The sequence below is a fragment of the Micromonospora sp. WMMA1996 genome (assembly GCF_002573675.1).
Classification (GTDB): domain Bacteria; phylum Actinomycetota; class Actinomycetes; order Mycobacteriales; family Micromonosporaceae; genus Micromonospora; species Micromonospora sediminicola.
The window spans coordinates 1,837,784-1,863,635 of record NZ_PDHU01000001.1; the positions used below are offsets into that span (position 1 = coordinate 1,837,784).

27 protein-coding genes are annotated in these 25,852 nt (G+C 75.5%); 7 read left to right on the forward strand and 20 right to left on the reverse strand.

Going from position 1 to position 25,852, the window contains the following annotated elements:
- Window positions 1-183: 183 nt before the first annotated feature.
- The 15 genes from COO58_RS08805 to COO58_RS08875 form a co-directional block, all read right to left on the reverse strand.
- Entirely contained in the window at window positions 184-1,101 is a 918-nt protein-coding gene (locus COO58_RS08805) for a hypothetical protein (RefSeq protein ID WP_091574094.1), read from the reverse strand.
- Entirely contained in the window at window positions 1,098-1,934 is an 837-nt protein-coding gene (locus COO58_RS08810) for a phage tail protein (RefSeq protein WP_098744532.1), read from the reverse strand. The genes COO58_RS08805 and COO58_RS08810 overlap by 4 nt, the downstream gene beginning before the upstream one ends.
- Window positions 1,915-4,539 carry a putative baseplate assembly protein gene (locus COO58_RS08815; RefSeq protein WP_098744534.1) on the reverse strand — a complete coding sequence of 875 codons (2,625 nt, stop codon included), beginning with the start codon at window positions 4,537-4,539 and terminating at the stop codon, window positions 1,915-1,917. The genes COO58_RS08810 and COO58_RS08815 overlap by 20 nt, the downstream gene beginning before the upstream one ends.
- Window positions 4,536-4,985, reverse strand: coding sequence for a GPW/gp25 family protein (locus tag COO58_RS08820; RefSeq protein ID WP_091574097.1), 450 nt, complete (start codon window positions 4,983-4,985; stop codon window positions 4,536-4,538). The genes COO58_RS08815 and COO58_RS08820 overlap by 4 nt, the downstream gene beginning before the upstream one ends.
- A complete protein-coding gene (locus tag COO58_RS08825) occupies window positions 4,982-5,320 on the reverse strand; it encodes a hypothetical protein (RefSeq protein ID WP_098744535.1) in 339 nt (112 codons plus the stop codon). Before COO58_RS08825 ends, COO58_RS08820 begins: the two co-directional genes overlap by 4 nt.
- Window positions 5,320-6,891 carry a phage baseplate assembly protein V gene (locus COO58_RS08830; RefSeq protein WP_098744537.1) on the reverse strand — a complete coding sequence of 524 codons (1,572 nt, stop codon included), beginning with the start codon at window positions 6,889-6,891 and terminating at the stop codon, window positions 5,320-5,322. The genes COO58_RS08825 and COO58_RS08830 overlap by 1 nt, the downstream gene beginning before the upstream one ends.
- Before the next feature lie 121 nt (window positions 6,892-7,012).
- Window positions 7,013-7,771, reverse strand: coding sequence for a hypothetical protein (locus tag COO58_RS08835; RefSeq protein ID WP_098744538.1), 759 nt, complete (start codon window positions 7,769-7,771; stop codon window positions 7,013-7,015).
- Window positions 7,771-8,172 carry a hypothetical protein gene (locus COO58_RS30660; protein WP_255292564.1) on the reverse strand — a complete coding sequence of 134 codons (402 nt, stop codon included), beginning with the start codon at window positions 8,170-8,172 and terminating at the stop codon, window positions 7,771-7,773. The genes COO58_RS08835 and COO58_RS30660 overlap by 1 nt, the downstream gene beginning before the upstream one ends.
- A 1,150-nt stretch (window positions 8,173-9,322) precedes the next feature.
- The gene (locus COO58_RS08845; RefSeq protein ID WP_091574102.1) at window positions 9,323-9,805 is read right to left on the reverse strand and encodes a phage tail protein; all 483 of its coding nucleotides are present in this window, start codon (window positions 9,803-9,805) and stop codon (window positions 9,323-9,325) included.
- A 1-nt stretch (window position 9,806) separates the two neighbouring features.
- Window positions 9,807-11,051: a phage tail sheath subtilisin-like domain-containing protein gene (locus tag COO58_RS08850; protein WP_098744542.1), complete on the reverse strand. Its 1,245-nt coding sequence runs from the start codon at window positions 11,049-11,051 to the stop codon at window positions 9,807-9,809.
- Window positions 11,052-11,068: 17 nt separating this feature from the next.
- The gene (locus tag COO58_RS08855; RefSeq protein ID WP_098744543.1) at window positions 11,069-11,749 is read right to left on the reverse strand and encodes a carboxypeptidase-like regulatory domain-containing protein; all 681 of its coding nucleotides are present in this window, start codon (window positions 11,747-11,749) and stop codon (window positions 11,069-11,071) included.
- A complete protein-coding gene (locus tag COO58_RS08860) occupies window positions 11,746-12,354 on the reverse strand; it encodes a glycine zipper family protein (RefSeq protein WP_091574105.1) in 609 nt (202 codons plus the stop codon). Before COO58_RS08860 ends, COO58_RS08855 begins: the two co-directional genes overlap by 4 nt.
- A 14-nt stretch (window positions 12,355-12,368) precedes the next feature.
- Window positions 12,369-12,713, reverse strand: coding sequence for a hypothetical protein (locus tag COO58_RS08865; protein WP_091574106.1), 345 nt, complete (start codon window positions 12,711-12,713; stop codon window positions 12,369-12,371).
- Window positions 12,714-12,856: 143 nt separating this feature from the next.
- Window positions 12,857-13,657, reverse strand: coding sequence for a DUF3153 domain-containing protein (locus tag COO58_RS08870; RefSeq protein WP_255292565.1), 801 nt, complete (start codon window positions 13,655-13,657; stop codon window positions 12,857-12,859).
- Between the two features lie 141 nt (window positions 13,658-13,798).
- Window positions 13,799-14,275 (reverse strand): nitroreductase/quinone reductase family protein, encoded by a 477-nt coding sequence (locus COO58_RS08875; protein WP_091574108.1) that lies wholly within the window; start codon window positions 14,273-14,275, stop codon window positions 13,799-13,801.
- Window positions 14,276-14,474: 199 nt separating this feature from the next.
- On the opposite strand from COO58_RS08875, the gene COO58_RS08880 reads away from it, so the two are divergent.
- Window positions 14,475-16,799: a glycogen-debranching protein gene (locus tag COO58_RS08880; RefSeq protein WP_098744546.1), complete on the forward strand. Its 2,325-nt coding sequence runs from the start codon at window positions 14,475-14,477 to the stop codon at window positions 16,797-16,799.
- Between the two features lie 25 nt (window positions 16,800-16,824).
- Here the strand turns inward: COO58_RS08880 and COO58_RS08885 are convergent, their stop codons facing one another.
- Window positions 16,825-17,106: a hypothetical protein gene (locus COO58_RS08885; RefSeq protein WP_176558775.1), complete on the reverse strand. Its 282-nt coding sequence runs from the start codon at window positions 17,104-17,106 to the stop codon at window positions 16,825-16,827.
- Window positions 17,107-17,118: 12 nt separating this feature from the next.
- On the opposite strand from COO58_RS08885, the gene COO58_RS08890 reads away from it, so the two are divergent.
- Window positions 17,119-18,261, forward strand: a complete 1,143-nt coding sequence (locus COO58_RS08890) for an aromatic acid exporter family protein (protein WP_091574110.1) — start codon at window positions 17,119-17,121, stop codon at window positions 18,259-18,261.
- A 7-nt stretch (window positions 18,262-18,268) separates the two neighbouring features.
- Here COO58_RS08890 and COO58_RS08895 read toward each other — a convergent pair whose 3' ends face one another.
- Window positions 18,269-19,258, reverse strand: a complete 990-nt coding sequence (locus COO58_RS08895) for a LacI family DNA-binding transcriptional regulator (protein ID WP_098744548.1) — start codon at window positions 19,256-19,258, stop codon at window positions 18,269-18,271.
- Between the two features lie 117 nt (window positions 19,259-19,375).
- Here COO58_RS08895 and COO58_RS08900 point away from each other — a divergent pair, with 117 nt between their 5' ends.
- Together COO58_RS08900 and COO58_RS08905 are read left to right on the forward strand one after the other, a co-directional pair.
- Window positions 19,376-20,593, forward strand: coding sequence for an MFS transporter (locus COO58_RS08900; RefSeq protein WP_098744550.1), 1,218 nt, complete (start codon window positions 19,376-19,378; stop codon window positions 20,591-20,593).
- A gap of 86 nt (window positions 20,594-20,679) precedes the next feature.
- On the forward strand, window positions 20,680-21,012 hold the full coding sequence (locus COO58_RS08905) for a hypothetical protein (protein WP_098744551.1): 333 nt from the start codon (window positions 20,680-20,682) through the stop codon (window positions 21,010-21,012).
- 10 nt (window positions 21,013-21,022) lie between these two features.
- On the opposite strand, the gene crcB is transcribed toward COO58_RS08905, so the two are convergent.
- From crcB to COO58_RS08920, 3 genes are all read right to left on the reverse strand, one after another.
- Window positions 21,023-21,379 carry a fluoride efflux transporter CrcB gene (gene crcB, locus COO58_RS08910; protein WP_091574114.1) on the reverse strand — a complete coding sequence of 119 codons (357 nt, stop codon included), beginning with the start codon at window positions 21,377-21,379 and terminating at the stop codon, window positions 21,023-21,025.
- Entirely contained in the window at window positions 21,376-21,879 is a 504-nt protein-coding gene (locus tag COO58_RS08915; RefSeq protein ID WP_098744553.1) for a CrcB family protein, read from the reverse strand. Before COO58_RS08915 ends, crcB begins: the two co-directional genes overlap by 4 nt.
- Window positions 21,880-22,163: 284 nt before the next feature.
- Entirely contained in the window at window positions 22,164-23,390 is a 1,227-nt protein-coding gene (locus tag COO58_RS08920; RefSeq protein ID WP_098744554.1) for an MFS transporter, read from the reverse strand.
- A gap of 307 nt (window positions 23,391-23,697) precedes the next feature.
- Here COO58_RS08920 and COO58_RS30665 point away from each other — a divergent pair, with 307 nt between their 5' ends.
- The 3 genes from COO58_RS30665 to paaI all read left to right on the forward strand — a co-directional run bounded on the left by COO58_RS30665 (window position 23,698) and on the right by paaI (window position 25,812).
- Window positions 23,698-23,976 (forward strand): MarR family winged helix-turn-helix transcriptional regulator, encoded by a 279-nt coding sequence (locus COO58_RS30665; RefSeq protein WP_255292566.1) that lies wholly within the window; start codon window positions 23,698-23,700, stop codon window positions 23,974-23,976.
- A 119-nt stretch (window positions 23,977-24,095) separates the two neighbouring features.
- Window positions 24,096-25,403: a phenylacetate--CoA ligase PaaK gene (gene paaK, locus COO58_RS08930; protein ID WP_091574118.1), complete on the forward strand. Its 1,308-nt coding sequence runs from the start codon at window positions 24,096-24,098 to the stop codon at window positions 25,401-25,403.
- A gap of 37 nt (window positions 25,404-25,440) precedes the next feature.
- Window positions 25,441-25,812 (forward strand): hydroxyphenylacetyl-CoA thioesterase PaaI, encoded by a 372-nt coding sequence (gene paaI, locus COO58_RS08935; RefSeq protein ID WP_091577516.1) that lies wholly within the window; start codon window positions 25,441-25,443, stop codon window positions 25,810-25,812.
- The last annotated feature ends 40 nt before the right edge of the window (window positions 25,813-25,852 follow it).

Below are 25,852 nucleotides of genomic sequence, written 5' to 3' on the forward strand. Positions count from 1 at the left end.
CGCGCTCACGGTGCCTTCTCTGTTCGCGGCTGCGGGGCTCGCAACACCGGCTCACTCCTCGCGCTCACGGTGCCTTCTCTGTTCGCGGCTGCGGGGGCTCGCAACACCGGCTCACTCCTCGCGCTCACGGTGCCTTCTCTGTTCGCGGCTGCGGGGCTCGCAACACCGGCTCACTCCTCGCGCTCACGGCTGCCCGGCGGGGGTGAAGCGGATCTGGTCCACCCCGGCGAAGTAGCGGTCGGTTCCCTGGGTCTTGCTCACCGCCACCAGCGTCAGCTTGTGCGTCCCCCGGGTCAGCTCCACCGTGCCCACGTCCACCTCGTCGGTGCGGACCACCGTCGGGGTGAACCCGAAGAACGTGTCGCCGACCTGCCGGCCGTCGACCAGCCAGATCGTGTTCGCGTAGTCGAACGAGGTGGTGCGCACGGTGGAGAACCGCCAGGTGCCGTCCGTCGGCAGGTCCACCTGCACGGTCACCCGGTCGCCCACCGCCCGGCCCAGGAAGAACAACTGCGCGTCGCCGGACCAGACCACGTCGCAGCAGTTCTCCTGCGCCACCACCTCCGCCTTCGCGGCGGTGGTCGACTGCACGGCGGCGCCGGCCACGAGCGTCTCCGCCTCCACCGTCACCGCCGCCTGCGGCGGCGGCTCGGTGTCCGGGCCGCGGGTCACCAACCACACCACCACGCCGGTCACCACCAGCAGCAGCACCGCCGCGGCCGCCAGCCACGGCCACGGGGAACGCTTCGGCGGTACGACCGCGCGCACGTCGTACGTCACCCGGCCGCTGGAACGGGAACTCTCCTCCGGGGCGGTGTTCGCCGAGTACGCGAACCCGGTCATGTCGTAGCGCCGCGGCGGCGTGCCGGGCGGCACGGCGAGCCGCACCAGGAACGACACCGAGCCCTGCCCGGGCACCACCCGCTGCGGCTCGGCCACCGTGAACCAGGCGCGCTGGCTGCCCTCGCCGGGCGCGACGTCGAACACCACGGTGTCCGGCGCGGTGCCCGGGTTCGACACGGTGAAGGTCAGCTCCCCGGCGTTGCGGGCGTCCAGGGTGAACTGTTCGGCGGCGGCGACGACGGTCCATTCGGTGGTCATGACGGCTCCTCGGGCGGCTGGTGGGGCGGGGGTGGGGGCACGTGCGCCCGGCCGACCGCGCGCACCGACGCCACCCCGGTCGCGCCGTCCGGGGCGGTCTCGTCGGCCTCCGGACCGGTCGGCACCGGGTCGGCCGGCCCCGGACCGGGCGGGTCGGGGTCCGGCGGCGCGGGGTCGGACGGCGCGGGGTCGGACGGTGCGTGGTCGGACGGTGCGGGGTCGGACGGTGCGGGGTCGGACGGCGCGGGGTCGGACGGCGCGGGGTCGGGTGGTGCGGGGTCGGCCGGGGGCGGATCCGTGGGCGGCTCCGGGTCGCCGGGCGGCGCGGCGGTGGCGGCGAGCACCTCGACGGTGACCGCGGCCGGCTTCTCCGCCTCGACGATCCGGGTGACCAGCGCGATGCGGTCCACGGCGGCCGGCGGCACCCGCACCACCAGGTGGAACGGCCGGTCGGCCGGCTCGTCCAGCACGAACCCGGTCACCCCGGTGGCCAGTTCCAGGGCGGTGCGCATCCCGTACGGGGTGCCCCGCCACCGGGCCAGCAGCGCGCCGTGCGCGACCAGGTCCCGCAGCCGGCCCACCGGCAGCGGCAGCGGCGCGTCGACGCGCGGCGCGGCGACCACATGGTCCATCGCCACCCACCGGGTCAGGTACGCCACGAACCCGTCCGGCGTCCGGTACGGCCCGAACAGCGCGTCGACGTCGGCGAGCACCGCCTCGTCCGGGGCGTGCAACGCCTCCATCACGTCCAGCAGCGCGCCCAGCACGGTGCCCGGGCCGGCGGCCCGCTGGTAGGCGGCCGGCAGCAGCCGCTCAATCGCCGTTCGACGCATCCTGCCGCACCACCTCGATGTCGTGCTCGCCGGAGCAGAGCAGCCAGGTGCCGGGAACGGTGACCACGTCGGCGGTGGCCTGGTTGGCGCTGGCCGCCCAGTCCTCGGCGTCGCCGCTGCGGAACACGCCGCGCTCACCGCCGGCCAGGACCAGTCGCCCGGCGCCCGACGGACCGGACGGCGCGGTCGCGGCGATGGCGTCCACCGGCACGAAGCGGGTCCGGTCGCGCAGCGGCAGACCGCAGTTGACCATCACCGACTGCCACTGCGGCTGCCCGGCCAGGGTGTCCAGCCGCACCACGCCGCCGCTCTGCGTGGCCGCCAGCGCCAGCGGGCCGCTGAACGCCAGGTCCCGGCAGGTGCCGCCGATCCAGCCGGCGGCCATCGACTGCCACTTGACGTCCGACTCGAACAGCCGGGTGCGGTGGCAGCCCTGGCCGGGTTTCTTCGGGTCCGGTTCGCCCGCGCCGCACCACAGCAGCGTGGCCGGGCCGTCGTACTGCACGGCGAGGACCCGGTTGTCCACGTTGGCCAGGCCGACGTGGGCGAACGTGCCGGGCCGGCCGGCCGCGGTGGACAGGTAGACGCCGAAGCCGGCCTGCGCGGCCACCGCCACCCCGGGCGCGCCGCGCTCGGAGACGAAGGACCGGACCGCGTAGAAGCCCCGGTCCGCGTCGGCCGGGTCGACCAGGATCTGCAACGGCACCGCGCCGGGCAGCAGCGGCACCTCGTAGAGGCCGGCGTCGGTGGCCAGCAGCAGCGCGCCGGTGCCGTCCCGGTCGATCCAGGCCAGGTCGCGTACGCCCGAGTCGAGGTCGGTGAGCAGCGTCCACGTCTCGCCGAGGTCGGTGCTCAGCCGTACCCGGGAACCGCCGGCGTCGCGGGCGGTCACCACCGCCACCGAGCCGGCCCGGGGCACCACGCCGGGGCGGGCCGGCGCGGGGGCGGGGACCACCCGGACCACTGTTTCGTCGTCGTCGAACCGGCCGGCCGGTTCCCAGCCCGCGCCGGCGTTGGTCGAGCGGAACAGCACCGGGCCGCCGCCGGCGTACCAGGTGTCGGGCTGGTACTGGTCCACCGCGACGGTGCGCACCCGCGCGTCCGGCGCCTCGTCGACCACGAACCGCACCGACTCGACGTAGCGCACGCCCGGCTCGGCGTGCTCCAGCATCCGGTAGACGTTCGAGGCGCGCAGCGGCTCGCCGAACGCCCACCCGGTCGGGTTCAGCGGCGTGGGCAGCGGGCTCAGCGTCTGGTGCAGCCGGTCGTGGATGCGGCGGCGGACCGCGTCGACGTCCTCCTCGCGGCGCACCACCACCCGGGCCCGGATGGAGACCGCCTTGTAGCGCGCCCAACTCGCGCGCACCGCCGTACCCAGGGCGCGCCGCCGCTCCAGGTCGGCCTCGACCCGGCGGCGGGCCTCCTCCACCTCGTGCTCGCGCAGCACCGCGACCGGCAGCCGGCCACCGGGCCGGGCCTGATCCGGCACGTACGGCACCAGCACCACCTCGACCTCGCCGGGGCGGGCGAAGCTGTAGACGGCGGCGCGGGTGAACGCCCGGGCCCGCGCCACCGCGCCCGACCCGGCGGCCAGGATCTCGAAGTCCCTGGCGGTCACCGCGCGCTGCTGGGCGAAGAACTCGTACGGCCCCCGCGCCAGCACCGACTCCAGCGACTCCAGCTCCCGGCCGCCGGTGGCCGGCTCCGGGTTGTCCACCCTCACCCCCGGCAGCGGGTCGCGCAGGCTGGTGAGCACGCCCGCCGCGACGTTGCCGGCCGGCCCGCCGCCGCACCGGTACCAGAGCCGCACCTGCCGTCCGGCCGGCGGCACCGCCGCCACCGTGGTCACCCCGGCCGCCCCCTCGACGGCCGGGGCGCCCCCGTCCGGGCGCAGGTCCAGTGCCGGGGCGAAGGTGAGCACCCCGGACGCCCGGTCGACCAGGTAGACCTTCGCCTGCGGGCCGAGACCGGCGAAGCTGTCCACCGGCCGCCAGATCTCGTACGTGCGCCCCTCGTGCTCCCGGGCGGCGGCGCCCAGTTCCACCGAACCGGTCGGCACCTCCACGCCGAGCAGCAGGTCCAGCGTCTCCGTGGTGCGGGTCAGCGGGGCGCGGGCGGCCCGCAACACCTGACCGGGCTGGCCGGTGCCGGTGCCCAGCAGCTCCGCCTCGACCGGTTCGCAGTGGTGCACTCGTACCGTCACCGTGGTCTCGCCGGCGGGCAGCACCGCCGGTTCGGTGGTCACGAAGACGACCGGCCGGGGGTCCGCGCCCCGGGCGGCGGCGACCCGGGTGCCGGCCGGCACCCGGACCGCGCCGCGGTCCGCGCCGGTGCGGGTGAAGCGCACGTCCGCCCAGGCCGCCGCCGGTGGGTGCCGGCTCACGCCGAGCAGGTTCAGGAACGCCACGTACGCCTTCTCCGGCAACTGGTTCAGCCGGTAGATCATCACCTCGGTCAGGTAGGCGAACGCCTCCAGCAGCGCCACGCCCGGGTCGTGCGCGGACAGGTCGGTCCAGTCCGGGCAGGACCGGCGGATCCGTTCCCGGGCCTCGGTGACCAGGTCGAGGAAGGCGCGGTCGTCCAGGTGCGGCACCGGCAGCGTCATGGCGTGCCCTCCTCGTCAGGGGTGTCGCCGGGTTGCTCGTCGGCGGGGAGCAGGTCCACGGAGAACACGAGCTGGCCGGGGGAGAGGCTGGCCCGCACCCGGTAGTCCAGCCGGATCACCAGGCGCCACGGGTCGTCCGGGTCCGGTCCGGCGTCCACGTCGAGCACCTCCACCCGGGGCTCCCACCGCCGGATCGCCTGCCGGACGTAGTGGATGGCCAGTCCGGCGGTGGTGTCGTCGTTCGGCGCGAAGACCAGGCGGTGCAGCCGGGAGCCGTAGCCGGGACGCATCAGCCGCTCGCCGGGTGTGGTGGACAGCAGCAGGTACAGCGCCTGGCGTACCGTCTCGTCGCCCTCGGTCATGGCGAGGCCGCCGGCGGCGGTCAGCGCCAGGCCACCGGCGCGACCCGCGTCGAAGCCGGCGCCGACGAAGCGGAAGGCCCTCATGCGTCCGCCCCCAGGAACGCCTGCCGCGGGTCGCGGACCTGGTGGTGCACGGTGCCCGGCGGGGTGCCGTCGGTGAGGCCGTCCAGGTGCGACAGCACCACCGGCTGGCGGTCCACCCGCAGCCAGGTGCTGTAACCCACGGTGACGGTCTTGGTGTGCAGGCAGGGTTTGATCGTCGGGCCGTAGTTCGGGCAGGCGGTGATGTCGCGCTCCTCCGGGTCGGGTCGCACCAGCACCGGGACACCCCGCACGGTGACCCAGTGCTGCGACGGGCGGTTCGCCACCCGCCCGTCGTGTCCGCAGGTGATCAGCGAGTCGCGGTGGATCCAGCGCATCAGCCACCTCCGTGGGCGCGGGCGAGCGTACGGGCCTGGGCGGCGGCGGTCTCCGCGTCCTCCGCCGTCGGGGCGTGCAGGAAGTCCACGGTGCGGGCGCGCACCACCATGGCCCGTCCGGGCGCGGAGAGCACCAGGTCCCCGGCGGCGTGCACCGTGGTCAGCTCGGGGCGCAGCTCGACGAAGCTGCCGGCGTCGGTGGCCAGCCGCAGCGTGCGCCCGTCGTCGTCGATCACGATCGACTGGCCGGTACCGGTCCGCATCGACCAGCGGCGGGACCGCCCGGAGACGATCCCCGCGTCGTACGGCTCGACCGCGCCGAACAGCGAGCCGAGCACCACGCCCGAGGCCGGCTCGCCCCCGGGCAGGGCCACCAGCACGGTGTCCTCCGGGTCGGGCAGCGCGACGATCCCCTTGCCCCGGCCCGCGCCCGGACAGAGCACGGCGAGCCAGCCGGCGTCCAGGTCCCCGTACGCGGGCAGCGTCACCCGGGCCCGGCCCAGCCCGTCCGGGTCGTCCACGTCGGTGACCGTGCCGAGGGTGACCGTGGCCGGGGGCGGCGCGGCGGCCGAGGACGGGTCGGGCGGGACGGTGGAGAACCGGGTCAGGTGTCCGTCCGCGTCCACGGTGTGCACCACCTCGGTCAGCACGTACACGCCGGCGACCGGCTCGGGCACGCCGGCCAGCGCGATCCGTCGACCCGGCCGCAGCGCGGGATCACCCTCGGCCGTGCCCTCGGCGGTGACCAGCGCGGCGACCCGGGCGTCCAGCCCGGCCTGGGCCAGCGCGGCCAGCTCGTCGTCGCTGCGCCCGGGCTGGTCCACGGCGGTGCGCACCCCGTCCGCGCCCACGTCGCCCGGATCCGGGCGCCGCGGGATGCGCCGTCCGCTGCGGGCCTCGCCGGCCCGCTGCGCCAGCGGCTCGGCGCGTTGCGGGTGCCAGCCCAGCGCGGCGCACTCGCGGCCCGCGCGGTCCAGGTTCTCGGTGACCCGCAGCGCGTGCACGCTCTCGCCGAGCGTCAGCGCGACCGGGTCCCCGTAGCCGTCGAGGGTGAACAGCCGCAACCGGTCGCCGTCCACGGCCAGCCGCAGCCCGGCCCGACCGGCCACCTCGCGCAGCAGCTCGAGGTCGGTGTGCCGGTGCTGGAGCAGCCGGTCCAGGCGCGGCCCGTCGTCCTCGGCGGCCACGCTCAGCCCCAGCCCGGCGCACAGCTCCCCGGCCAGCTCGGCGGCGGTCACCGACTCGAACACCCGCAGCTCCTGGCGCTTGCGCAGCCGGTGCAGCGGGTCGTACGCCCGGATCCGGAGCAGCGTGGCGCCGTCGCCGGCGTACTCCACCTCCACGGCGGTCACCTCGCCGGCGAACAGGGTCTCCGGTTGCCCGTCCAGGCGGACGTCGACGGCGGCGCCGGGGCGTACCGGCGGGTCCAGGGCGCCCGCGCCGGGGGCGGTGGCCAGGGCCAGCTCACACTGGGTCGGCTGGTCCAGCCGGGCGGCCACCCGGATGCCGCGCAGCCGGGACGGGTCGGCGAGCGGCCGACCGTCGACGGTCACCGCCGCGGCCCGGATCACGGCCGGCCCGCTCTCGGCGTGCGGGGCTGCGGTCGCCGGTCGGCGTGCCTCTCGTCCGCCGCACGCAGGGTGACCGGGCCGAGGGTGGTGCCGGCCCGGGTCGGGGCGGGTGGTGGTGTGGTCACGGGGCGCCTCCGGTGGTGGCGGCGTCGGGTGGTGGGCCGACGACGCCGGTCGGCGGCACCGCCAGCGCGGTGCCGGCCGGCACCGCGAGCGGGTCGGTGATCCGGTTGTGCTCGGCGAGCAGCCGCCAGCGCAGCGGCGAGCCCAGCGCGTCGTGGGCCAGCAGGTCGAAGCGCACCCCGGACCAGCCCGGCTCGGCCGCGCCGTCGGCGGCGGCGACCACCGCCGACCCGGGCGCCACGGTCGGCGTGCTCGCCGCGGCCAGTTCCTCCTCGAAGCCGGCGCGGGCCGCGTCGGCGGTCTCCGCCACCCGCACCAGGCGCAGGCGCAGCCAGGAGCGCCGCGGCGTGCCGGTGAGGGTGAACGCGTCGAAGCGCTCCGCGATCGCCGTGATCACGCCGGGCACGTTCCAGGTCTTGCCCCAGACCAGCCGGACCAGCGGCGGGCGCGGCCAGCCGTGCTCGACGGCCGAGTTCTCCGCCAGCATCCACAGCGGACGGGTCAGCGCGCGCACGTCGGCCGGGCGGGTCGGTGACTCCACGAAGTCGATGTCGAAGAGCAGGTCCAGCACCAGTTCGGTCCGCCCGCCGCCGGTGAAGACCAGTGGATCGTCGGCCCGGCCGGCGCCGACGAGCGGCCCGTCGGGGCCGCCGCGCGGGCGTACCCCGGCCAGCCGGGTCACCTGCACGGTCTCCGGGTTGAGCAGGCAGTCGACCCGGGTTCCGGACTCGTCCACGAGGAAGGCGACGCGCTCCATCAGCCACCCGCCTGTTCCCGGTCCAGCCGGGCCGTGTCGCCCCACGGCGCGGCCCGCGTCGCCGGGGTCCAACCCACCGGCTCGCCCGGCAGCGCCGGCCACGGATCCGCGTGTGCCGCGCCGCCCTCGGTCGCCCGGCCCGCGCCGGTCGGCGCCGGGGCAGTGGTGCGGATCGGCTCTGCGTCGGTCGGCAGGGCGGGCCAGGGGCCGGCGGACGCGGGGCGGGCGGGTCGCTGCCCCGGTCGCGCCGGGAACTCGCCGCCGGGTGCCGCGTCGTGTGCGTCCGGGTACGGCGAGCCCGTGACCTGCCCTGGGTGGTGGCCGGCGGACTCGGCGAGAACACGCCGGCCGTCGCGGGTGGCCGGTGCCGGCCGCAGCGCCGGTAGCGCGGCAGCGGTCACGAACGGGTGTCCGTCCCCCCGGCTGGGCGGGAGGTCTGCACCGGCGACGTCACCCGGGTGCGGTCCGCGGCCCTGGTTGGCCGGCGCGAGGTCCTCGCGGTCGGACCGTCGGGCGGGTGACGATGTCCGCTCCGGTCCGCGCAACGGCCTACCGCCGCGCGACACGACAACGCCGGCTGCGTCGACCATGCGTGCCGAACCGACCGTGCCGGTCGTGGCCGCCGAGCCCGCGTAGCCATCCGGTCCGGTTGCGCCGGTTGCACCGGCTGCACGGGTCCCGCCGGTCGCGCCCGCGCCGCCGGCTGTGTGCGCCGTGTCGGCGATGCGCGGCGTTCTCTTCGGGCCGCCTGACTCGGGCACCGACCGGTACGCCGGCGCGATGGAAGGCGCCGCGGGGTCGCCCGGCCGCTCGTCACCGCCGGCGCGGAACCCGGTACCCGCCGCCGAGCATCCCGTCCCGGCCGGTTCGTTCCCCACCACCGCCCAGGTGGACGCCGATCCCGGCCGCGGCGATCCCGTGTCGGGTGGTGCCGTGCCCCGTTGCGCCGGCCCGCCGTCGACCCCCGTCTCCGGCCCACCGATGGGACCCGCCGGTGCGGCACCGCGTCCACCGATGTCCTCCCGGGCCCGGCCCCCGCGCCGACCCGTCCCGCCGCAGTCGGCACACACCCCCGACGACGCGGAGCTCCCACCACCCGAGACCCCTGTCTCGCCGTCCGGGAGCTGCGGGAGATCTTGGTAGGAAACGGCCCCTCCAGGGGCCTTTTCGTACCAAGATCTCGACGGATCGGGAGCGAGGGAGCGCTGCCGGGATCGGGGCAGGCCGCGCCACAGTGCCTTCCAGCTCCGCCGCAGCCGACTCGCCTGAGCCCGTCGCGCCGGAAACCGGTCCGCGTTGCCGCGGGCAGACCGGTCCGCGTCTCCGCTCACCGGCCGACCGGCACGGGAGGAGGCGCCGGACGGCCGGTCGACGTGAGCCGGGTCCCGGGGCGGGGGAAGGTCGCGCAGCAGGCCGGGGGCGTGCGCCGCCACCAGACGCCGCCAGTGCTCGGGCGGCTGGCCGGGCGGGGGCGGCACGTCCTCCGGTGCCGACGGTGAGCCCGACCCGGACAGGCGGTCGGCGGCGGCCCGCAGGGCGCGGGCCAGCCGGTCACGCGGTCGTCGGGGCGGCGGCACCGCCGGCCTCCAGCTCCAGTCCCTCGTACGCCAGGGTGAGCGCCTCGATGGCGATCTCCTGCGACAGGGTGTTGAGGTGCGCGCCCCGCCACCGGGTCGGCCAGGCGTTGATCATGTTCCAGCGCAGCACCTCGGCGGTGCCCGCCGGGTCGAGCAGCACCACCGAGACGTTGCGCCGGTTGACCGTGCCCTTCGCCGCCGCGTTCACCCAGTCCCACAGCTCGCGGGAACTGGTCAGGCCGAAGTGGAGGGTCACCGGGGCGTACTCGACCTGACCCGGCACGGCCCGGATGCGCTCGTTGCCGGCCTCCCGGTACGACAGCGCCGGTATCGCCACCTCGAAGCCGCTGACCTCGGTGAAGTGCCCGTTGGTGATGCCGTTGATGAGCAGCTTGAAGTGGTACGCGCGGTACGGGTCGACGGGTGCGCCCGGCTGCGGCGTGGCCGTGGTGGGCATGTCAGCCTCCGATCGTCTCGGTCTCGGTGCCGCCGGCCCACTGGCTCAGCTTGAACACCACGAACTCCGCGGGCTTGACCACCGCGATGCCGATGTGCGCCACCACCATCCCGGCGTCGCGGACGTCGGCCGGGTTGGTCTCCTCGTCGCACTTGACGAAGAACGCCTCCTCGGGGGTGCGGCCGAGCAGCGCACCGTCGCGCCACACCCGGGTGAGGAACGCGCCGATGTCGCGGCGGATCGAGCGCCACAGCGTGAAGTCGTTCGGCTCGAACACCATCCACCGGGTGCCGTTGGCGATCGCCTGCTCGATGGAGATGGAGAGCCGCCGCACGTTCAGGTAGCGCCACTCGCTGGCCTCGGCGGCGAGCGTGCGGGCGCCCCAGAGCCGGATGCCCTCGCCGGCGAAGAACCGGATCACGTTGACGCCCTTGGGGTTGAGCACGTCGTGCTCCGGCCGGGTGACCCGGTACGCCAGGTCGACCGCGCCGCGCACCGGCTCGTTCGCCGGGGCCTTGTGCACGCCGCGCAGCGCGTCGGTGCGGGCCCAGATGCCGGCCACGTGCCCGCTGGGCGGGGTGAGGACGAGGTCGCCGCTGAGCGGGTCGCGGACCCGGATCCAGGGGAAGTAGAACGTGGCGAAGTCCGACTGCCGGGGCCGGTCGCCGCCGGTGCCGGGCGGCTCGTCGTCGCCGTCCTTCGGCGTGTCCTCGGCGGGCTTGCCGGCAGACGGCTCGGCCGGCTTGGCGGGCTTGCCGGGGGTGGCGACCCGGGTGAGGCGGGAGACGTCGGCCACCTCGGGCGGCGGGTCGCAGATCGCCACCATGGTGCGCAGCCGTTCGGCCATGCTGATCAGGGCCTCGTGCGAGACCGGGTCGTGGTAGCCGGGGGCGGCCAGGATGGAGATCTCGTCGATCGCCTCCAGCAGTTGCAGGCCGCCGCGCCGCCCGCCGGTGCCGGTGAGCTGGCCGCCCTCGCCGACGTTGACCACCCAGCAGCGGGTGCCGCCGTTGTCCAGGAAGCCGAACACGGCCCGGGCCAGCGGGGTGCTCTCCAGGTGCTCGCCGTCGGCGTACAGGCGCAGGAACTCGGTCCAGCTGTTCACCGCCAGCGCCTGGCCGACGTGGGCGCCACGGTTGGGCGCCACCCCGACGAACGCGGCGGTGCTCATACCGACCGGGCCGATCGGGCGGGCCCCGCCGGGCACCTCCTCGACGTAGATGCCGGGGGAGAAGTAGGTGGGCATCGGTCCTCCTCGGGACGTCAGTCGGGGGCGCGGACGACGACCAGGTCGTCGCCGTTCGGGTCGAGTTCGGCGGTGTGGACGCGCCCCCGGCCGATCAGCCGGATCCGCACCGGAGCGTCCGGGGCGTCGGGGTCGAGCGGCACACCGGCCAGCCGGAACCGGCCGTTGGCGTCGGTCTCGGTGGCCTGGGCGGTGCCGACCAGCTCCACCCGCAGGGCGGCCAGCGGCTGGTCCTGCGGCCCGACCACCCGGCCGGCCACGGTGCGCATGTCGAGCTGCCGCAGCCGCAGCGGCTGCCGCACCGGCGGCGCGGTGGGCGCCGGCCGGTCGATGCGGGCCGGCACGTCGAGCAGCAGCGCCGGCCGGGGCGCCACACCGAGCGCCCGCCACAGCGCCGGGTCGCCGGCGGCCAGCACCAGCTCAGGCTGCCCGGCCGCGGTGGCCGCGGCGAGCACCCGGTCCAGCGCCGGCAGCGCCGCCGGCCCGCCACCGCTGACCAGCAGCCGGACCACGAACCGGTACGGCTCGCGGGCCGCGCCGCCGGTCGCGGTCTGCCGGGCCGGCCGCAGCTCCAGCGGCCAGACCGTGAGGCCGCCGTCCGGGTCGTCGCGCGGCGGGCCGACCGGGACGGGCGCGCCCGCCGTCCCGGTCAGCCAGGCCGCGACGTCCGCGACGGCCGCCTCGATCGCACCGGTCATCGCGGCGGCGTCCCCTGGATCCGGTACGCGATGGCCTCGTTCCAGACGTGCGGGTAGACGCCGATCTCGAAGTAGCGGGTGAAGCGGTTGATCGGCGCGTTGGTGTGGTCGTGCCAGAGCAGCCACACCGGGGCGATGGTGAACAGCGCGTAGTTGAGCGCGACCAGCGGCAGGTAGAGCGGGCCGAGCAGCCGGGCCTGGAACACGTGCACGTCCTCGTGCCGCTGGATGCCCGGGCTGGACCCGGCGCAGACCGTGCCGATCGTGGTGGCGTACCGGGGGGAGACGCCCTCGACCACGTTGACCCGGCCGCTGGCGGCCGAGACGACCCGGTCGAGCTGGTGGCCGAAGACCAGGTGCAGGGCCAGGTAGAGCGCGCCGGCGAACGTGTTGAGCAGGCTCCAGGTGTGGTCGACCACGAAGAGGAAGATCCCCTTCGGGTCGGCGCCGTACGTGCCGGCGGAGGCGACCGCCCAGCCGAAGGGCGCGCCGACGAGCAGCCCGACGACCGCGCCGACCAGCAGGCCGACGGTGCCGGCGGCGGCCTGCCCGAGCACGGCGCCGAAGACGATCTGGACGGCGGCGCTGATGATGCCGAAGACCATGGGGGTCACCTCTCTCAGACCCAGGAGCGGACGAAGCGGGGCTCGTGCCCCTGGGCGAGCTGGGTCGGCGACGCCTGTGTCGCCTGCCGGTTGCCCGGGGGCAGCTGGTTGATGCCGAGCGCGGCGGAGAAGATGACCAGGCCGTTGAAGAAGGCGATGATCCACTTCTCCGGTCCGGCGTCGGCGGCGAACGCGGCGGTCAGGTAGGACAGCAGGAGCGCGAAGCCCAACGCGATCCACTTGCGCGCCTTGTCGCCGCTCGGTCCGATCAGGCCGCCGATGACGTTGGTGGCGAGCAGGGTGGCGGCGCTGGCGCCGGTGAGACTGCCCAGGGCGGCCCAGGTGAAGAGATCGTTCACGGCGATCCCCCTTTTCGATCGTGCGGTGGTGCGGTCGGGGTGGGATGGTGCGGCGGTCCGTGGCGTCGCCACGGTCGCGCCCGGGTCGGCGGTGGGGGACCGGCGAGGCCTCGCCGGTGGTGGGAGGGCCGCTGCGGCGGGACTCAGGCGGGTGGGCCGGTGGGAGGCGTCGGCGCTGCCGGGGCCGCGGGTGCGGGCGTGGCGGCGACCGGTGCGGGGGCGGCGCCGCCGCGGGAGCGACGTCGCAGCAGGACGACGACCGCCACCGCGACCAGGAGCAGCAGCACCACCACGCCGCCGATGACCAGCAGCCAGGGAAAGGAGCCGCCGGTGACCGCGGCGACGGCCGCGCTGGTGGCGGGCGCGGGTGGCGCCTCGGCGACGGCGCGCAGCTCGGCCGGCTTGGGCTGGTTGGCGACGACCTTCCAGCTCACCGAACGCCCGTTGATCGCGCCGTTCGTGTCGAGCACCCGGCCGGGGAACGTCACGGATATCTCGAACGACATCAGCGTCATGAACGCCTGCTGGTTGCGCGGATCCTGCTCGGCCACCTTTCCGCCGTATTTCTTCGGATCCAGCGGCAGCGAGAAGCGGTAGAGATCGCCGTCGCGGACAAGATTCACACTTTCGCTGGTGAATTGCGACAGCGGTGTTTTCCGGTACGCGATCTGAATGCCGTAGTAGGTGGCGTCCTCGTACCGGCTCTCGGTGCCGGCGGGAAGCGTGGGAATGTTCTGCCGCAGTTCGGCGAAGGCCGCCGCGACGTCCGGGTTCCGCTGCTTGAGCACGGACTTCTGGGCGGTCAGCAGGAGCTGGCCGGAGACCGTGTCGTCGGTGTTCACGGTCAGCCCGAGGTTGAGCTGCATGCAGCCGCTCAGTGTCGCCACGAGGGCGAGACACACCGCGAGGCGGAATGCCCGGCTGCGGCGGAGTCTCGTATTCATGCGCCCAGTGTGGGCGGTCGCGTCACGGCCGGCAGTCAGCGATCAGCCAGCGCTTTGTCGCCGATCTTACCGGCCGGCTCTCCCATTCGGACGACCCCGGATTCCCCGGCGATCGATATTCTGGAAGGTTGTTCGCGAATATCATTCCGCCGCGATGATCCGAAAGACCGGGAGGTCGGCGGCGACCCGGGTGAAGTCGGCGAGCGGGGCGTCGCGGTCCACCGGGACGTGCGGACGCGCGCCGGGGGCCAGCGCCAGGTGGCGGCGCAGGATCGGCGGCCGCTGCGCCACCGGCACCTCGACCAGCCGCACCGGTTCCCGGCGGCCCCGTCGCAGCACCGCGCGTCCGCCGGCGGCGCGGACGTTGGCCACCCAGTTGACCCGTTCGCCCAGCATGGACACCAGGTAGCGCTCGCCCTCGTGGTCGGCGACCACGAGCGGCACGGCGACGGTCCGGCCGGTGCGCCGGCCCGGCACCTCCAGGGTGACCCAGTTCCGCGGACCCAGGCCGGCGGCGTACTGCGCCGCGGTCAGGGCGTTCATCGCCCGGGCGAGCCGGTTCGGCCGGCCACCCCGGTACATCCACCTCAGCTGTCGGTGCCACGGCCCCGTACCCATCGGGATCTCCCTCCGTCCCCTCCATTACGGACCCGGCCGGGTGGCGCCGGCCAGGGTCGTCCGGCCCCGGTTGCCGGGCCCTTTACCGGATTGAAATCGACTGTTATCTTTCCGGCAAAACTTGCAAGGTCTTGCAGCAACCGGAAGTCGGCCGGCGTCCGTACGCACCATCCACCCCCGCGTCCCGTCGGAGACCGCCATGTCCAGACCCCGTCCGGTCCTCGCCCTCCTCCTCGCCACGGTGCTGGCCGCCGTGGGCCTCACCGCCGCCGCCCCACCCGCCGGCGCCGCCGTCGAAGCCCGCGCGCTCGGCGCCCGCTACGACGCCACCGGCTCGACCATCACGTTCCGGGTCCACTCGACCGCCGCCACCCGCATCGCCGTCTACCTGTACGCCACCCCCGCCGGCGCGGCCGAGAAGGTCAGCCACGTGCTGACCCGGGACGCCTCCGGCGTCTACGCCGTCACCGTCGACGTCGCCACGCTGCGCACCACCCACGGCATCACCGGCACCGTCTGGTACGGCTACCGCGCCTGGGGGCCGAACTGGCCCTACAGCAGCGCCTGGACGAAGGGCTCGGCCGCCGGTTTCGTGGCCGACGTCGACGCCGCCGGCAACCGGTTCAACCCCAACAAGCTGCTGGTCGACCCGTACGCGCGGGAACTGAGCCACGACCCGCTGCGCCCGGGCGCGACCGACGACTCGGTGTACGCCTCCGGACCGGCGTACCGGACCGTGGACAGTGGCCCGTACGCGCCGAAGGGCGCCGTGCTCGCCACCGCCCCGGCAGGCGCCACCGGCGTCAAGCCCACCCGCCCGCTCAAGGACGACGTGATCTACGAGGTGCACGTGCGCGGCCTCACCCGCGACGACCCGAGCGTGCCGGCGGCCTGGCAGGGCACCTACCGCGGCGCCGCGACGAAGGCCGGTTACCTCGCCTCGCTCGGCGTGACCGCGGTGGAGTTCCTGCCGGTGCAGGAGACGCAGAACGACACCAACGACGTCGACCCGACCGGCACCGCCGGGGACAACTACTGGGGTTACATGACCCTGAACTGGTTCGCCCCGGACCGGCGCTACGCCGCCGACCGGTCGCCGGGCGGGCCGACCCGGGAGTTCCAGGCGATGGTCAGGGCGTTCCACGACGCCGGCATCAAGGTGCTGCTCGACGTGGTCTACAACCACACCGGCGAGGGCGGGGCGCGCACCGCCGGCGGCGCGACCGTCTACGACCTGTGGTCCTGGCGTGGCCTGGACAACCCGACCTACTACTCGCTGACCGCCGACCGGCAGGCGCCGTACGACAACACCGGCGTCGGCGGCAACTACAACACCTACCACCCGGTCGCCCAGGACCTGATCGTCGACTCGTTGGCCTACTGGAAGGACACGCTCGGCGTCGACGGGTTCCGGCACGACCTCGCCACCGTCCTGGGCAACACCTGCCAGCACGGCTGCTACCGGTACAGCCGCACCGACCCGGGCACCGCGCTCAACCGCATCGTGCGGGAGATGCCGCCCCGGCCGGCCACCGGGGGCGCCGGGGTCGACTGGATCGGCGAGCCGTGGGCGATCGGCGACGGCACCTACCAGGTCGGCAACCTCCCGGCCGGCTGGTCGGAGTGGAACGGCCAGTACCGGGACACCGTGCGCAGCGACCAGAACCGGATGGGCTACGACCCGGTCACCCCGGGCCGGCTCGCCACCCGGATCGCCGGCTCCGCCGACCTCTACGGCGACGACGGCCGCCGGCCGGGCAACTCGGTGAACTTCCTGGTCGCCCACGACGGGTTCACGCTGCGCGACCTGTACGCCTGTAATGCCAAGAACAACACCCAGCCCTGGCCGTACGGCCCGTCGGACGGCGGCAGCGACGACAACCGCTCGTGGGACCAGGGCGGCGTCCCGGCCGACCAGCGTCGGGCCGCCCGCACCGGGCAGGCGCTGCTGCTGCTCTCCGCCGGCACCCCGATGCTGACCGGCGGCGACGAGGTGCTGCGCGGGGTGCGCTGCAACAACAACCCGTACAACCTGGACTCGCCGGCGAACTGGCTGAACTGGAGCCCGGACGGCAACCAGACCACGTTCCGCACCTTCACCTCGCGGCTGGCCGCGTTCCGGGCCGCGCACCCGGCGCTGCGCCCGGCGACCTTCTACTCCGCCGGTGACGGCAACGGCAACGGGATGGCGCAGCTGAGCTGGTTCACCCCGGCCGGGACCGCGCCGGACGCCGCGTACTGGGACGACCCAAACAACCACGCGCTCGGCTGGCGGATCGACGGCACCGAGTTCGGCGACCCGGCGCCGGCGGTCTACGTCGGCTACAACGGCTGGTCCGGCGACGTGAGCTTCACGCTGCCCGCGCCCGGCCCCGGCCGGCAGTGGTACCGGGTCACCGACACCTCCACCTGGGCGGAGGGGCCGGACCAGGTGGCTCGTCCGGGCGCCGAGGTGGCGGTGGGCGGCCAGGGCACGACCTACCTGCTGCGCGGCCGGGGACTGCTGCTGCTGGTCGCCCGCTGAGCGGCGGGGCCCGGTGCGCCGGTGGTCAGCCCGGCGGCTGCCAGTCGGCGTACCGGGCCATGCCGCGCAGCGCCGTCCGGGACGGGGTCAACCGGATCGCCGTGTCGCGCAGGGCGAGCGCCACCGGGTTGCGCAGCTGCTGGCCGAACCGCGCGGTGCGCAGGGCCGCGCGGGCGACGGCCTGGGTGCGCGGTCGCCGCTGCCGGTCGTACGCGGCCAGCGCCGGCGAGGTCCGCCGCGCCGGGCACAGGCACCGCCCGCCCGACCCGGTCGGAGCGCGAGACCGGAGGATAGGTGCCGACGGCACGGGAGGTGGGCGATGGCAGCGGGAACCGGTGGCCGGACCGCGACGGCGGTCCGGGAGGCGGCCGGAAGGCTGCGGCGGGGTTGGGTGCCGGTGGTCGAGGCGACGCTGGCGGCCACCGTCGCCTGGGTCCTCGCCACCCGGATCGTCGGGCACCCGCAGCCGTTCTTCGCCCCCGCCGCCGCCCTCATCGTGCTCGGGCAGGCCCGCGGCCAGCGGATGCGCCGGGCGGTGGAGGTGGTGCTCGGCGTCGCCGCCGGCGTGCTCGTCGCCGACCTGGTGGTGCAGGCGCTCGGGCCGCGGACCACCTGGACCGTGCTCACCGTCATCCTGCTCACCGTCGCGCTGGCGGTGGCGGTCGGGGCCAGCTCGGTCACCGTGGTGCAGGCAGCGGTCTCCGCGCTCTACCTGGTGGTGGTCTCACCGCCGACCGAGTCGCTGGTCCCGTTCCGGTTCGTCGACGCGCTCATCGGCGGCGCGGTGGCGGTGGTCGCCAGCCAGCTCGTCGACGCCCGCCGGCCGCTCGCCCCGCTGGTCGCCGAGTTCCGGCACACCTTCGCCGAGCTGGCCGGCGTGCTCGACGACGTCGCCGCCGCGCTCGACGACACCGACGACGAGGCGGCCCTGGCCGCGCTGGAGCGGGCCCGGCACGCCGACGCCGGAGTGGAGCGGCTGCGGGGCGCGGTCCAGGCCGCCGGCGAGGCGCTGCGGCTCAACGTACGCCGCCGCCGGCACCTCGGCCGGCTGCGCTCGGTGGAGGGCTCGATCCGGCAGATCGACTACGCGGTCCGCAACGTGCGCGTGCTGGCCCGCGCGGCGGTCACGCTCACCCGCAGCCCGGCGCCCGTCCCGGCCGACCTCGGCGCCGCGGTACGCACGCTCGGCGACGCCGTCCGCTCGGCCGGCGACGCACTCGCCGCCGACCTCGACGGGCAGGAGCAGATCGCCGACAGCCACGCCGCCCGGGTCGACGTCGCGGCGTTGGAGGCGGTCCGGTCGGCCGGGCGGCTGTTCACCGCCGGCCCGACGCTGCCGCTCGCGATGATCATCGGCCAGGTCCGGGCCACCGCCATCGACCTGCTGCGCGGTGTGGGCGTGGACGACGACGCCACGGTGCTCAGCCGGGTCGACACGGCGGTCGGCGGGCCGGAGCGCTGAGCGCCGGTCAGGCGCTCTCCCGGGTTACCAGCGTGGACGCGAAGGCGGTCGTCGGCGCGACCGGCGCCCGGGTCAGCACGGCCGTGGCCGCGGCGGCGGCGATCCGGTCCACCGGGTGGGTCGCGGTGGTCAGCGGCGGGCTGCTCACCGCGGCGTACGGCAGGTCGTCGAAGCCGGCGACCGCGACGTCGTGCGGCACCCCCAGGCCCCGCCCGCGCAGCGCCGCGATCACCCCGAACGCGGTGGCGTCGCTGGCCGCGTAGACCGCGTCCAGCTCCGGCCACCGGCGCAGCGCCTCCAGCGCCGCCCGGCCGCCCCGGGCCGTGGTGAAGTCGCCGGTCACCACGCGCTCCGGAAGCCCCGCCGCGCGCATCAACCCCCGGTACGCGGTCACCGAACGCTCCGCGCAGACCAGCCAGCGCGGACCGGTGACCATGGCGATGCGGCGGCGGCCGGTGGCGTGGAGGTGGCGCAGCACCGCCTCGGCCCCGGCCGCGTTGTCCACGTCGAACGAGGGCACCGTCGCCGAGCCGGTGCCGATCGAGACGACCCGGCCGCGTAGCCGGGCCGGCACCGCCGCCAGCGCCGTCGGGGTGGTGTTGACCAGGATCACGCCGCAGACGCCGCGGTCGGCGCCGAGCCGGACCAGCCCCGACGGGTCGCCCAGCGGCAGCCACTCCAGCGCCACCCCGACGCCGTGCGGCGCGCACACCCGCGACGCGGCGCTCACCACCCGGTGCACGTACGGGTCGTCCAGCACCGTCCCGGCGCGGCCGATCACGGCCACCACCAGTCGTACCCCGGCGCCGCGCACCAGCGCCCTTGCCGTGACGTCCGGCACGTAGCCGAGCCGGTCGGCGGCGGCGCCCACCCGCGCCCGCGCGTCCGCCGAGGCGAAGCCGTAGCCACCGAGCACCCGGGAGGCGGTGGCCCGCGACACCCCGGCGGCGCGCGCCACGTCGTCGAGCGTGGCGGGTCGTGCGGTCGGCGTGCCCATGCCCGCATCATGCCCGGTCGGGGTCGACCGGGGTAAGGGGTGGGAGCGCTTGTGGTGGTAGCGCTCTCAGGTGTGCGATGGTCGTCGGGACCACTTCGGGGAAGGGACGACCGCACCGTGAGCAGCACCCTCGACGCACCGGCCGGGCAGCGGCCACCGGTGCCCCGGCCGGTTCTGGCCGCCCGCACCGGCGTCGCCGTCGTGTTCGCGCTCAACGGGCTGGCGGTGGCGAGCTGGTTCTCCCGGGTACCAGCGGTCCGGGAGGCGCTCGGGCTCAGCCCTGGCCGGCTCGGCCTGCTGCTGCTCTGCATGTCGGTGGGCGCGCTGCTGGCCATGCCGACCGCCGGTCTGGTCACCCAGCGGCTGGGCCCGGCCCGCACGGTGGCGGTGGCGACGCTGCTGGTCGCGCTCGGCATGACCGTGGCCGGGCTGGCCACCGGGCTGGCCGGCTGGGCGCCCGGCGTGGGGCTCGGGCTGGCCGCGTTCGGCTTCGGCTCGGGCCTGTGCGACGTGGCCATGAACGTCGAGGGCGCGGCGGTGGAGAAGCGGATCGGCCGCACCATCATGCCCCGGTTCCACGCCGCCTGGAGCCTCGGCTCGGTGGCCGGGGCCGGGCTGGGCGCGGGCGCCGCCCGCCTCGGCGTACCCATCGAGGTGCACCTGCCGGTGCTCGCGGTGCTGATCCTCGCCGGCACCCTGCTCGGCGCCCGGGCGTTCCTGTCCGCGCCGGCCGAGGCGGCCGGCGCGGGCGAGCCGGCGGCCCGCCGGCGGGCGTTGCTGGCCGCCTGGCGGGAGCCGCGCACCCTGCTGGTCGGCCTGCTGGTGCTGGTCATGGCGTTCACCGAGGGCAGCGCCAACGACTGGCTGGCGGTGGCGTTCGTGGACGGGTACGGGGTCAGCGAGGCGGTCGGCGCCGCCGTGTTCGGCGTGTTCGTGGTGGGCATGACGCTGGGCCGCACCGTCGGCACGGTCGCCATCGACCGGTGGGGGCGGGTGCCGGTGCTCTTCGGCACCATCGGGCTGGCCGCCGCCGGCGCCGCCCTGGCCGTGCTGGCCGGCTCGGGTCCGCTGGCCGTGGTCGGCGTGGCGCTGTGGGGGATCGGCGCCTCGCTCGGCTTCCCGGTCGGGATGAGCGCCGCCGCCGACGACGAGGATAAGGCGCCGGCCCGGGTCAGCGTGGTCGCGGTGATCGGTTACACGGCGTTCCTCGCCGGCCCGCCGTTGCTCGGCTTCCTCGGCGACCACTTCGGGGTGCTGCCGGCGCTCGGCCTGGTGCCGCTGCTCCTGCTGCCCACGCTCGCGCTGGTCCCGGTGCTCCGCCAGCCGGCCCGCTGACGGCTCAGCCGACTCCCACCCCGCTCCCAGGCGGCTGCCAGGCCGGCGTGCTGAACTGGGACGGACGCCGAGGAGAGGAGGCGGGCATGGGCTGGTTCAGCCGACGGGCCGCCGACCCGACGACCCCGACGAAGCTCGACCGCGAGGCGAACCGGGAGGACCTGGCCCAGCTGGAGGCGTTCGTCACCAGCCGCAGCGGGGTCGAGTTCTATCTGGAACCGGAGACCACCGCCACGGACACGACGGTGGTCGCCATCGCCCACGACGGCGAGTGGATCCGCCGTCGCACCGGCTCACCCCGGGTCGCCGGCAGGATCGCGCAGCGGTACGCGGTGCCGCTCTACGAGGCGGCCCGCACCGGCTACCCGGAGCGGATGCGGGCGTGGAACCGGGCCCACCCGGAACGCCACGCTCGCTGACCCCGCCGGGTCAGAACGCCGCGACCACCGCGTAGCCCAGGAACGCCGCGCCGAGCCCGGCGACCACGCTGGCCAGCACGTTCGCGTACGCGTGCCGGCGCGCACCGGAGCGGGCCAGCCGCAGTGTCTCGTAGCTCAGCGTCGACCAGGTGGTCAGCGCACCGCAGAAGCCGGTGCCGACCAGCGCCGTCACGCCGGGGTCGGCGGGCACGGCGAGCACCGCGCCGAGCAGCAGCGACCCGACCACGTTGACGGTCAGGGTGCCCCACGGGAAGGCCGAGTCGTGCCGGGACTGCACGGCCCGGTCGGTGAGGTAGCGCAGCGGCGCCCCGAGCGCGGCCCCGAGCGCGATCAGCAGGACGGTCACCGGGCCACCCCGTCCCGGGCGGCGAGCATCCGGGCGGTCACCGCGTCCCCGACCGCCACCGCGACCAGCGCGCCGAGCACGGTCAGGGCCAGGTAGGCCAGCGCCGTCCCGGCCGCGCCGGCGGTGACCAGCCGCTGCGCGTCCACCGCGTACGCGGAGAAGGTGGTGAACCCGCCGAGCACCCCGACGCCGAGGAACGGGCGGGCCAGCGGGCCGGCCGGGCGGGCGGTGAGCACCGCCATCAGCACGCCGATCAGCAGGCAGCCGGTGACGTTGACGCCGAGGGTGGCCCACGGTAACCCGGTGGGCGGGTGCGGGATGGCGGCCTGCACGCCGGCGCGGGCCAGCGCGCCGAGCACGCCGCCGGCGGCGATCACGGCGAGCACCGCCGCCGGGTGCGCGGTCAGTTCACCCCGGTCCGCGGGTACGCGGAGATCGACATCCGGATCGACGCGGGACTCGGGCGGTCGTGACACGGTGCCTCCCACCAGGACGGGCATCACTGGCAGGGACCGTTGGCGTGTCCGCGGTTCTCCCGGCGCGTCCCGGGACGGCGGGCCCCACCGCCGGCTTCGTTCCCGAGCATAATCGCCCGCGTCCGGTCCCGCCGCGCCGGCGGCGCGGGACCCTCGGCGATCGTCGGCGGCGCCCGGGCCCTCTGCTGTCGTCGATCATGGAGTTGTGGCACCTCGCAAACGTCGCACGGGCGGACATCGGAGGCGCCACAAGTCCAAGATCGGCGGGCCGACCCGGGCGGAGATCGGTGGGGCGGGGTGGGGTGGGGTCAGCGGGTGGCGGCGGCCAGGTCGCGGGGGGCGGGCGTGGGCTCGTGCCGGGTGCGGCGGGCGGCGCGCTCGGCGACCAGGAGCACCGCGAGGCCGAGCAGGGTGAGCCCGGCGCCGGCCCAGATCGGGGCGGTGAACCCCAGCCCGGCGCCGATGGTGAGGCCGCCGATCCAGGCGCCGAGCGCGTTGCCCAGGTTGAACGCGGCGATGTTGGCGCCGGAGGCGAGCGTGGGCGCCTCGTGGGCGTACCGCATGATGCGCATCTGCAGCGGCGGCACGGTGGCGAAGCCGAACGCGCCCATCAGCACCAGCGCGACGACCGTGAGGGCCGGGCTCGCGGCGGTGAGCGCGAAGCCGACCAGCACCAGCGTGAGCACCGCGAGCACGGTGACCAGGGTGGTCGACAGCGAGCGGTCGGCGGCGCGCCCTCCGGCCAGGTTGCCGGCGAACAGGCCGACGCCGAAGAGCACCAGCAGCCACGGCACGGTGCCGGTGGCGAAGCCGCTGACCTCGGTCAGCGTGTAGGCGATGTAGGTGAACGCGCCGAACATGCCGCCGAAGCCGAGCACGGTGACCACCAGCGAGAACCAGACCTGCGCCCGGGTGAAGGCCCGCAGCTCGCCCCGGAGCCCGCCGCCGGTGGCGGCGTCGGTGGCCGGCCCCCGGCCGGGCACCAGCAGCGCCAGCCCGGCCAACGCCAGCACGCCGATGCCGGTGATCGCCCAGAACGTCGACCGCCAGCCGAAGTGCTGGCCGAGGAACGTGCCGAACGGGACGCCGAGGACGTTGGCGACGGTCAGGCCGGCGAACATCATGGCGATCGCGCCCGCCCGGCGGGCCGGCGGGACCAGGCCGGCGGCCACCACCGCGCCGATGCCGAAGAACGCGCCGTGGCACAGCGCCGCGACGATCCGGCCGGCGAGCATGGTGGCGTAGTCGCCGGAGAGCGCGGAGAGCAGGTTGCCGGCGATGAAGAGCACCATCAGCCCGAGCAGCACCGGCTTGCGGCGCAGCCGGGTGACCGCCGCGGTGAGCGCCACCCCGCCGACCGCGACGCTGAGCGCGTACCCGGAGATCAACCAGCCGGCGACCGACTCGCTGACCGCGAAGTCGGCGGCGACCTGGGGGAGCAGCCCCATGATCACGAACTCGGTCAGTCCGATGCCGAACGCCCCGATCGCCAGGGCCAGCAGGCCGCCCGGGAGCGCGGAGGTACGTGGTGCCATGACAGTCCATTCCATGCGTGAGAAGACAGAATGCGCGTGCAACTACCCGCGCCTGCAACGAAATAGTTGCACGCGCCTGCTATCGGCGCAAGCGTGCTAGGCTGGGGGCCGTCCAGGTCACAGCGGAGGAGGGCCGGATGGGCATCGGCGACGACGCGGTCGAGATCCGCGCCCAGGGGTGGCGCACGCTCGCTGCGCTGCACGGCCTGATCGAGACCGCCCTGGAACGCGCCCTCCAGACCGAGCACGACCTCTCCGTCGTGGAATACACGGTGCTCGACGCGCTCTCCGGCAGGACGGCTGGCACATGCGCATGCGGCAGCTGGCCCGCGCCGCCGCGCTCTCCGGCAGCGCCACCACCCGCCTGGTCACCCGCCTGGAGGAGCGCGGGCTGCTCACCCGGATCCTCTGCGCGGACGACCGGCGCGGCATCTACACCGAGCTGACCCCGGCCGGCTCGGAGCTGCTGGCCCGGGCCCGACCCACCCACGACCGGGTGCTCGCCGACGCGCTGGCCGAGGGCGGGCGCACCCCCGAGCTGGCCCCGCTGGTCGACGCGCTGCACCGGCTGCCGGCCGCCCGCTGAACGCGCCCGGCCCCGCCGATCCCGACGGCGCTGACCTGGCAGGACGGCCCGTACGGGCGTACGGTGATCGGCATCGCCCGGCGCGGCGGCGTCCGGGCCCGTCGCGCCAGGAGGCAACCGTGCAGGACCGCACCCCTCGTCCGGACGAGCTGGATCCCGTCGAGCGGATCGGCGTCGACGAGCTGCGGGCCCTGCAACGCGACCGGCTGCGGCACTCGCTGCGCCACGCCTACGCGCACGTGCCGCACTACCGGCGCGCGTTCGACGCCGCCGGTGCCCACCCCGACGACCTGCGGGACCTGGGCGACCTGGCCCGCTTCCCGTTCACCACCAAGGCCGAGCTGCGGGAGAACTACCCGTTCGGCATGTTCGCGGTGCCACGCGAGCGGGTCGCCCGGCTGCACGCCTCCTCGGGCACCACGGGACGCCCGACCGTGGTCGGCTACACCCGCGCCGACCTGGACACCTGGGCGACGCTGATGGCGCGCTCGATCCGCGCCGCCGGCGGTCGCCGGGGTGACCGGGTGCACGTCGCGTACGGCTACGGGCTGTTCACCGGCGGCCTGGGCGCGCACTACGGCGCCGAGGAACTGGGCTGCACGGTGATCCCGGTGTCCGGGGGCATGACCGAGCGCCAGGTCATGCTGATCCGCGACCTCGCGCCCGAGGTCATCATGGTCACCCCCAGCTACATGCTGGCCATCGTCGACGAGATGGAGCGGCAGGGCCTCGACCCGCGCGCCACGTCCCTGCGGGTGGGGGTCTTCGGGGCCGAGCCGTGGACCGAGGACATGCGCCGGGAGCTGGAACAGCGCCTGGACATGCACGCGCTGGACATCTACGGCCTCTCCGAGGTGATGGGTCCCGGCGTGGCCGTCGAGTGCGTGGAGACCAAGGACGGGCTGCACCTGTGGGAGGACCACTTCTACCCGGAGATCATCGACCCGGTCACCGGCGCGGTGCTGCCCGACGGCGAGCGGGGCGAGCTGGTGCTGACCTCGCTCACCAAGGAGGCCATGCCGGTGGTCCGCTACCGCACCCGCGACCTCACCCGCCTGTTGCCCGGCACCGCCCGCCCGATGCGCCGGATCGAGAAGATCACCGGGCGTACCGACGACATGATGATCGTGCGGGGGGTGAACGTCTTCCCGACCCAGATCGAGGAGCTGATCCTGCGCACGCCCGCCCTGTCGCCGCACTTCCAGTGCGTGCTCGACCGGCGGGACCGGCTGGACACGCTCACCGTCCACGTGGAACGGCGCGCCGGTACGGCGCCGGACGAGGCGGAGCGGGCCGGCGCGGCCCTGGCCGAGCAGGTCAAGAACACCATCGGGGTCTCCGTCGCGGTGCGGGTGATCGAGCCGGACGGGGTGGAACGCTCGATGGGCAAGATGCGCCGCATCGTCGACCAGCGGCGGGAGCGCTGAGGTGGCGGGTGACCACGGCCGCACCGCCGCGCACGACATGTTCGACGCCGACGTGGCGTCGAAGGGGCTCGGCATCGAACTCGTCTCGGCCGGCGACGGCGCCGCGGTGGCCCGGATGCGGGTCACCCCGGCGATGCTCAACGGCCACGCGATCGGCCACGGCGGCTTCGTGTTCCTGCTCGCCGACACCGCGTTCGCGCTGGCCTGCAACAGCCACGGACCGGCCACCGTGGCCGCCGGCGGCGAGATCTCCTTCCTCCGCCCGGTGCGCGAGGGCGACCTGCTGGAGGCGTACGCCAGCGAACGGGTGCGTCACGGCCGCAGCGGCATCTACGACGTCACCGTGCGGCGCGGCGACGAGGTGGTCGCCGAGTTCCGGGGGCGCAGCCGGACCATCGCCCGCGACTGACCGGCGCGCCCGACCGGGACGGGCGGCCGGTTGCGCGACG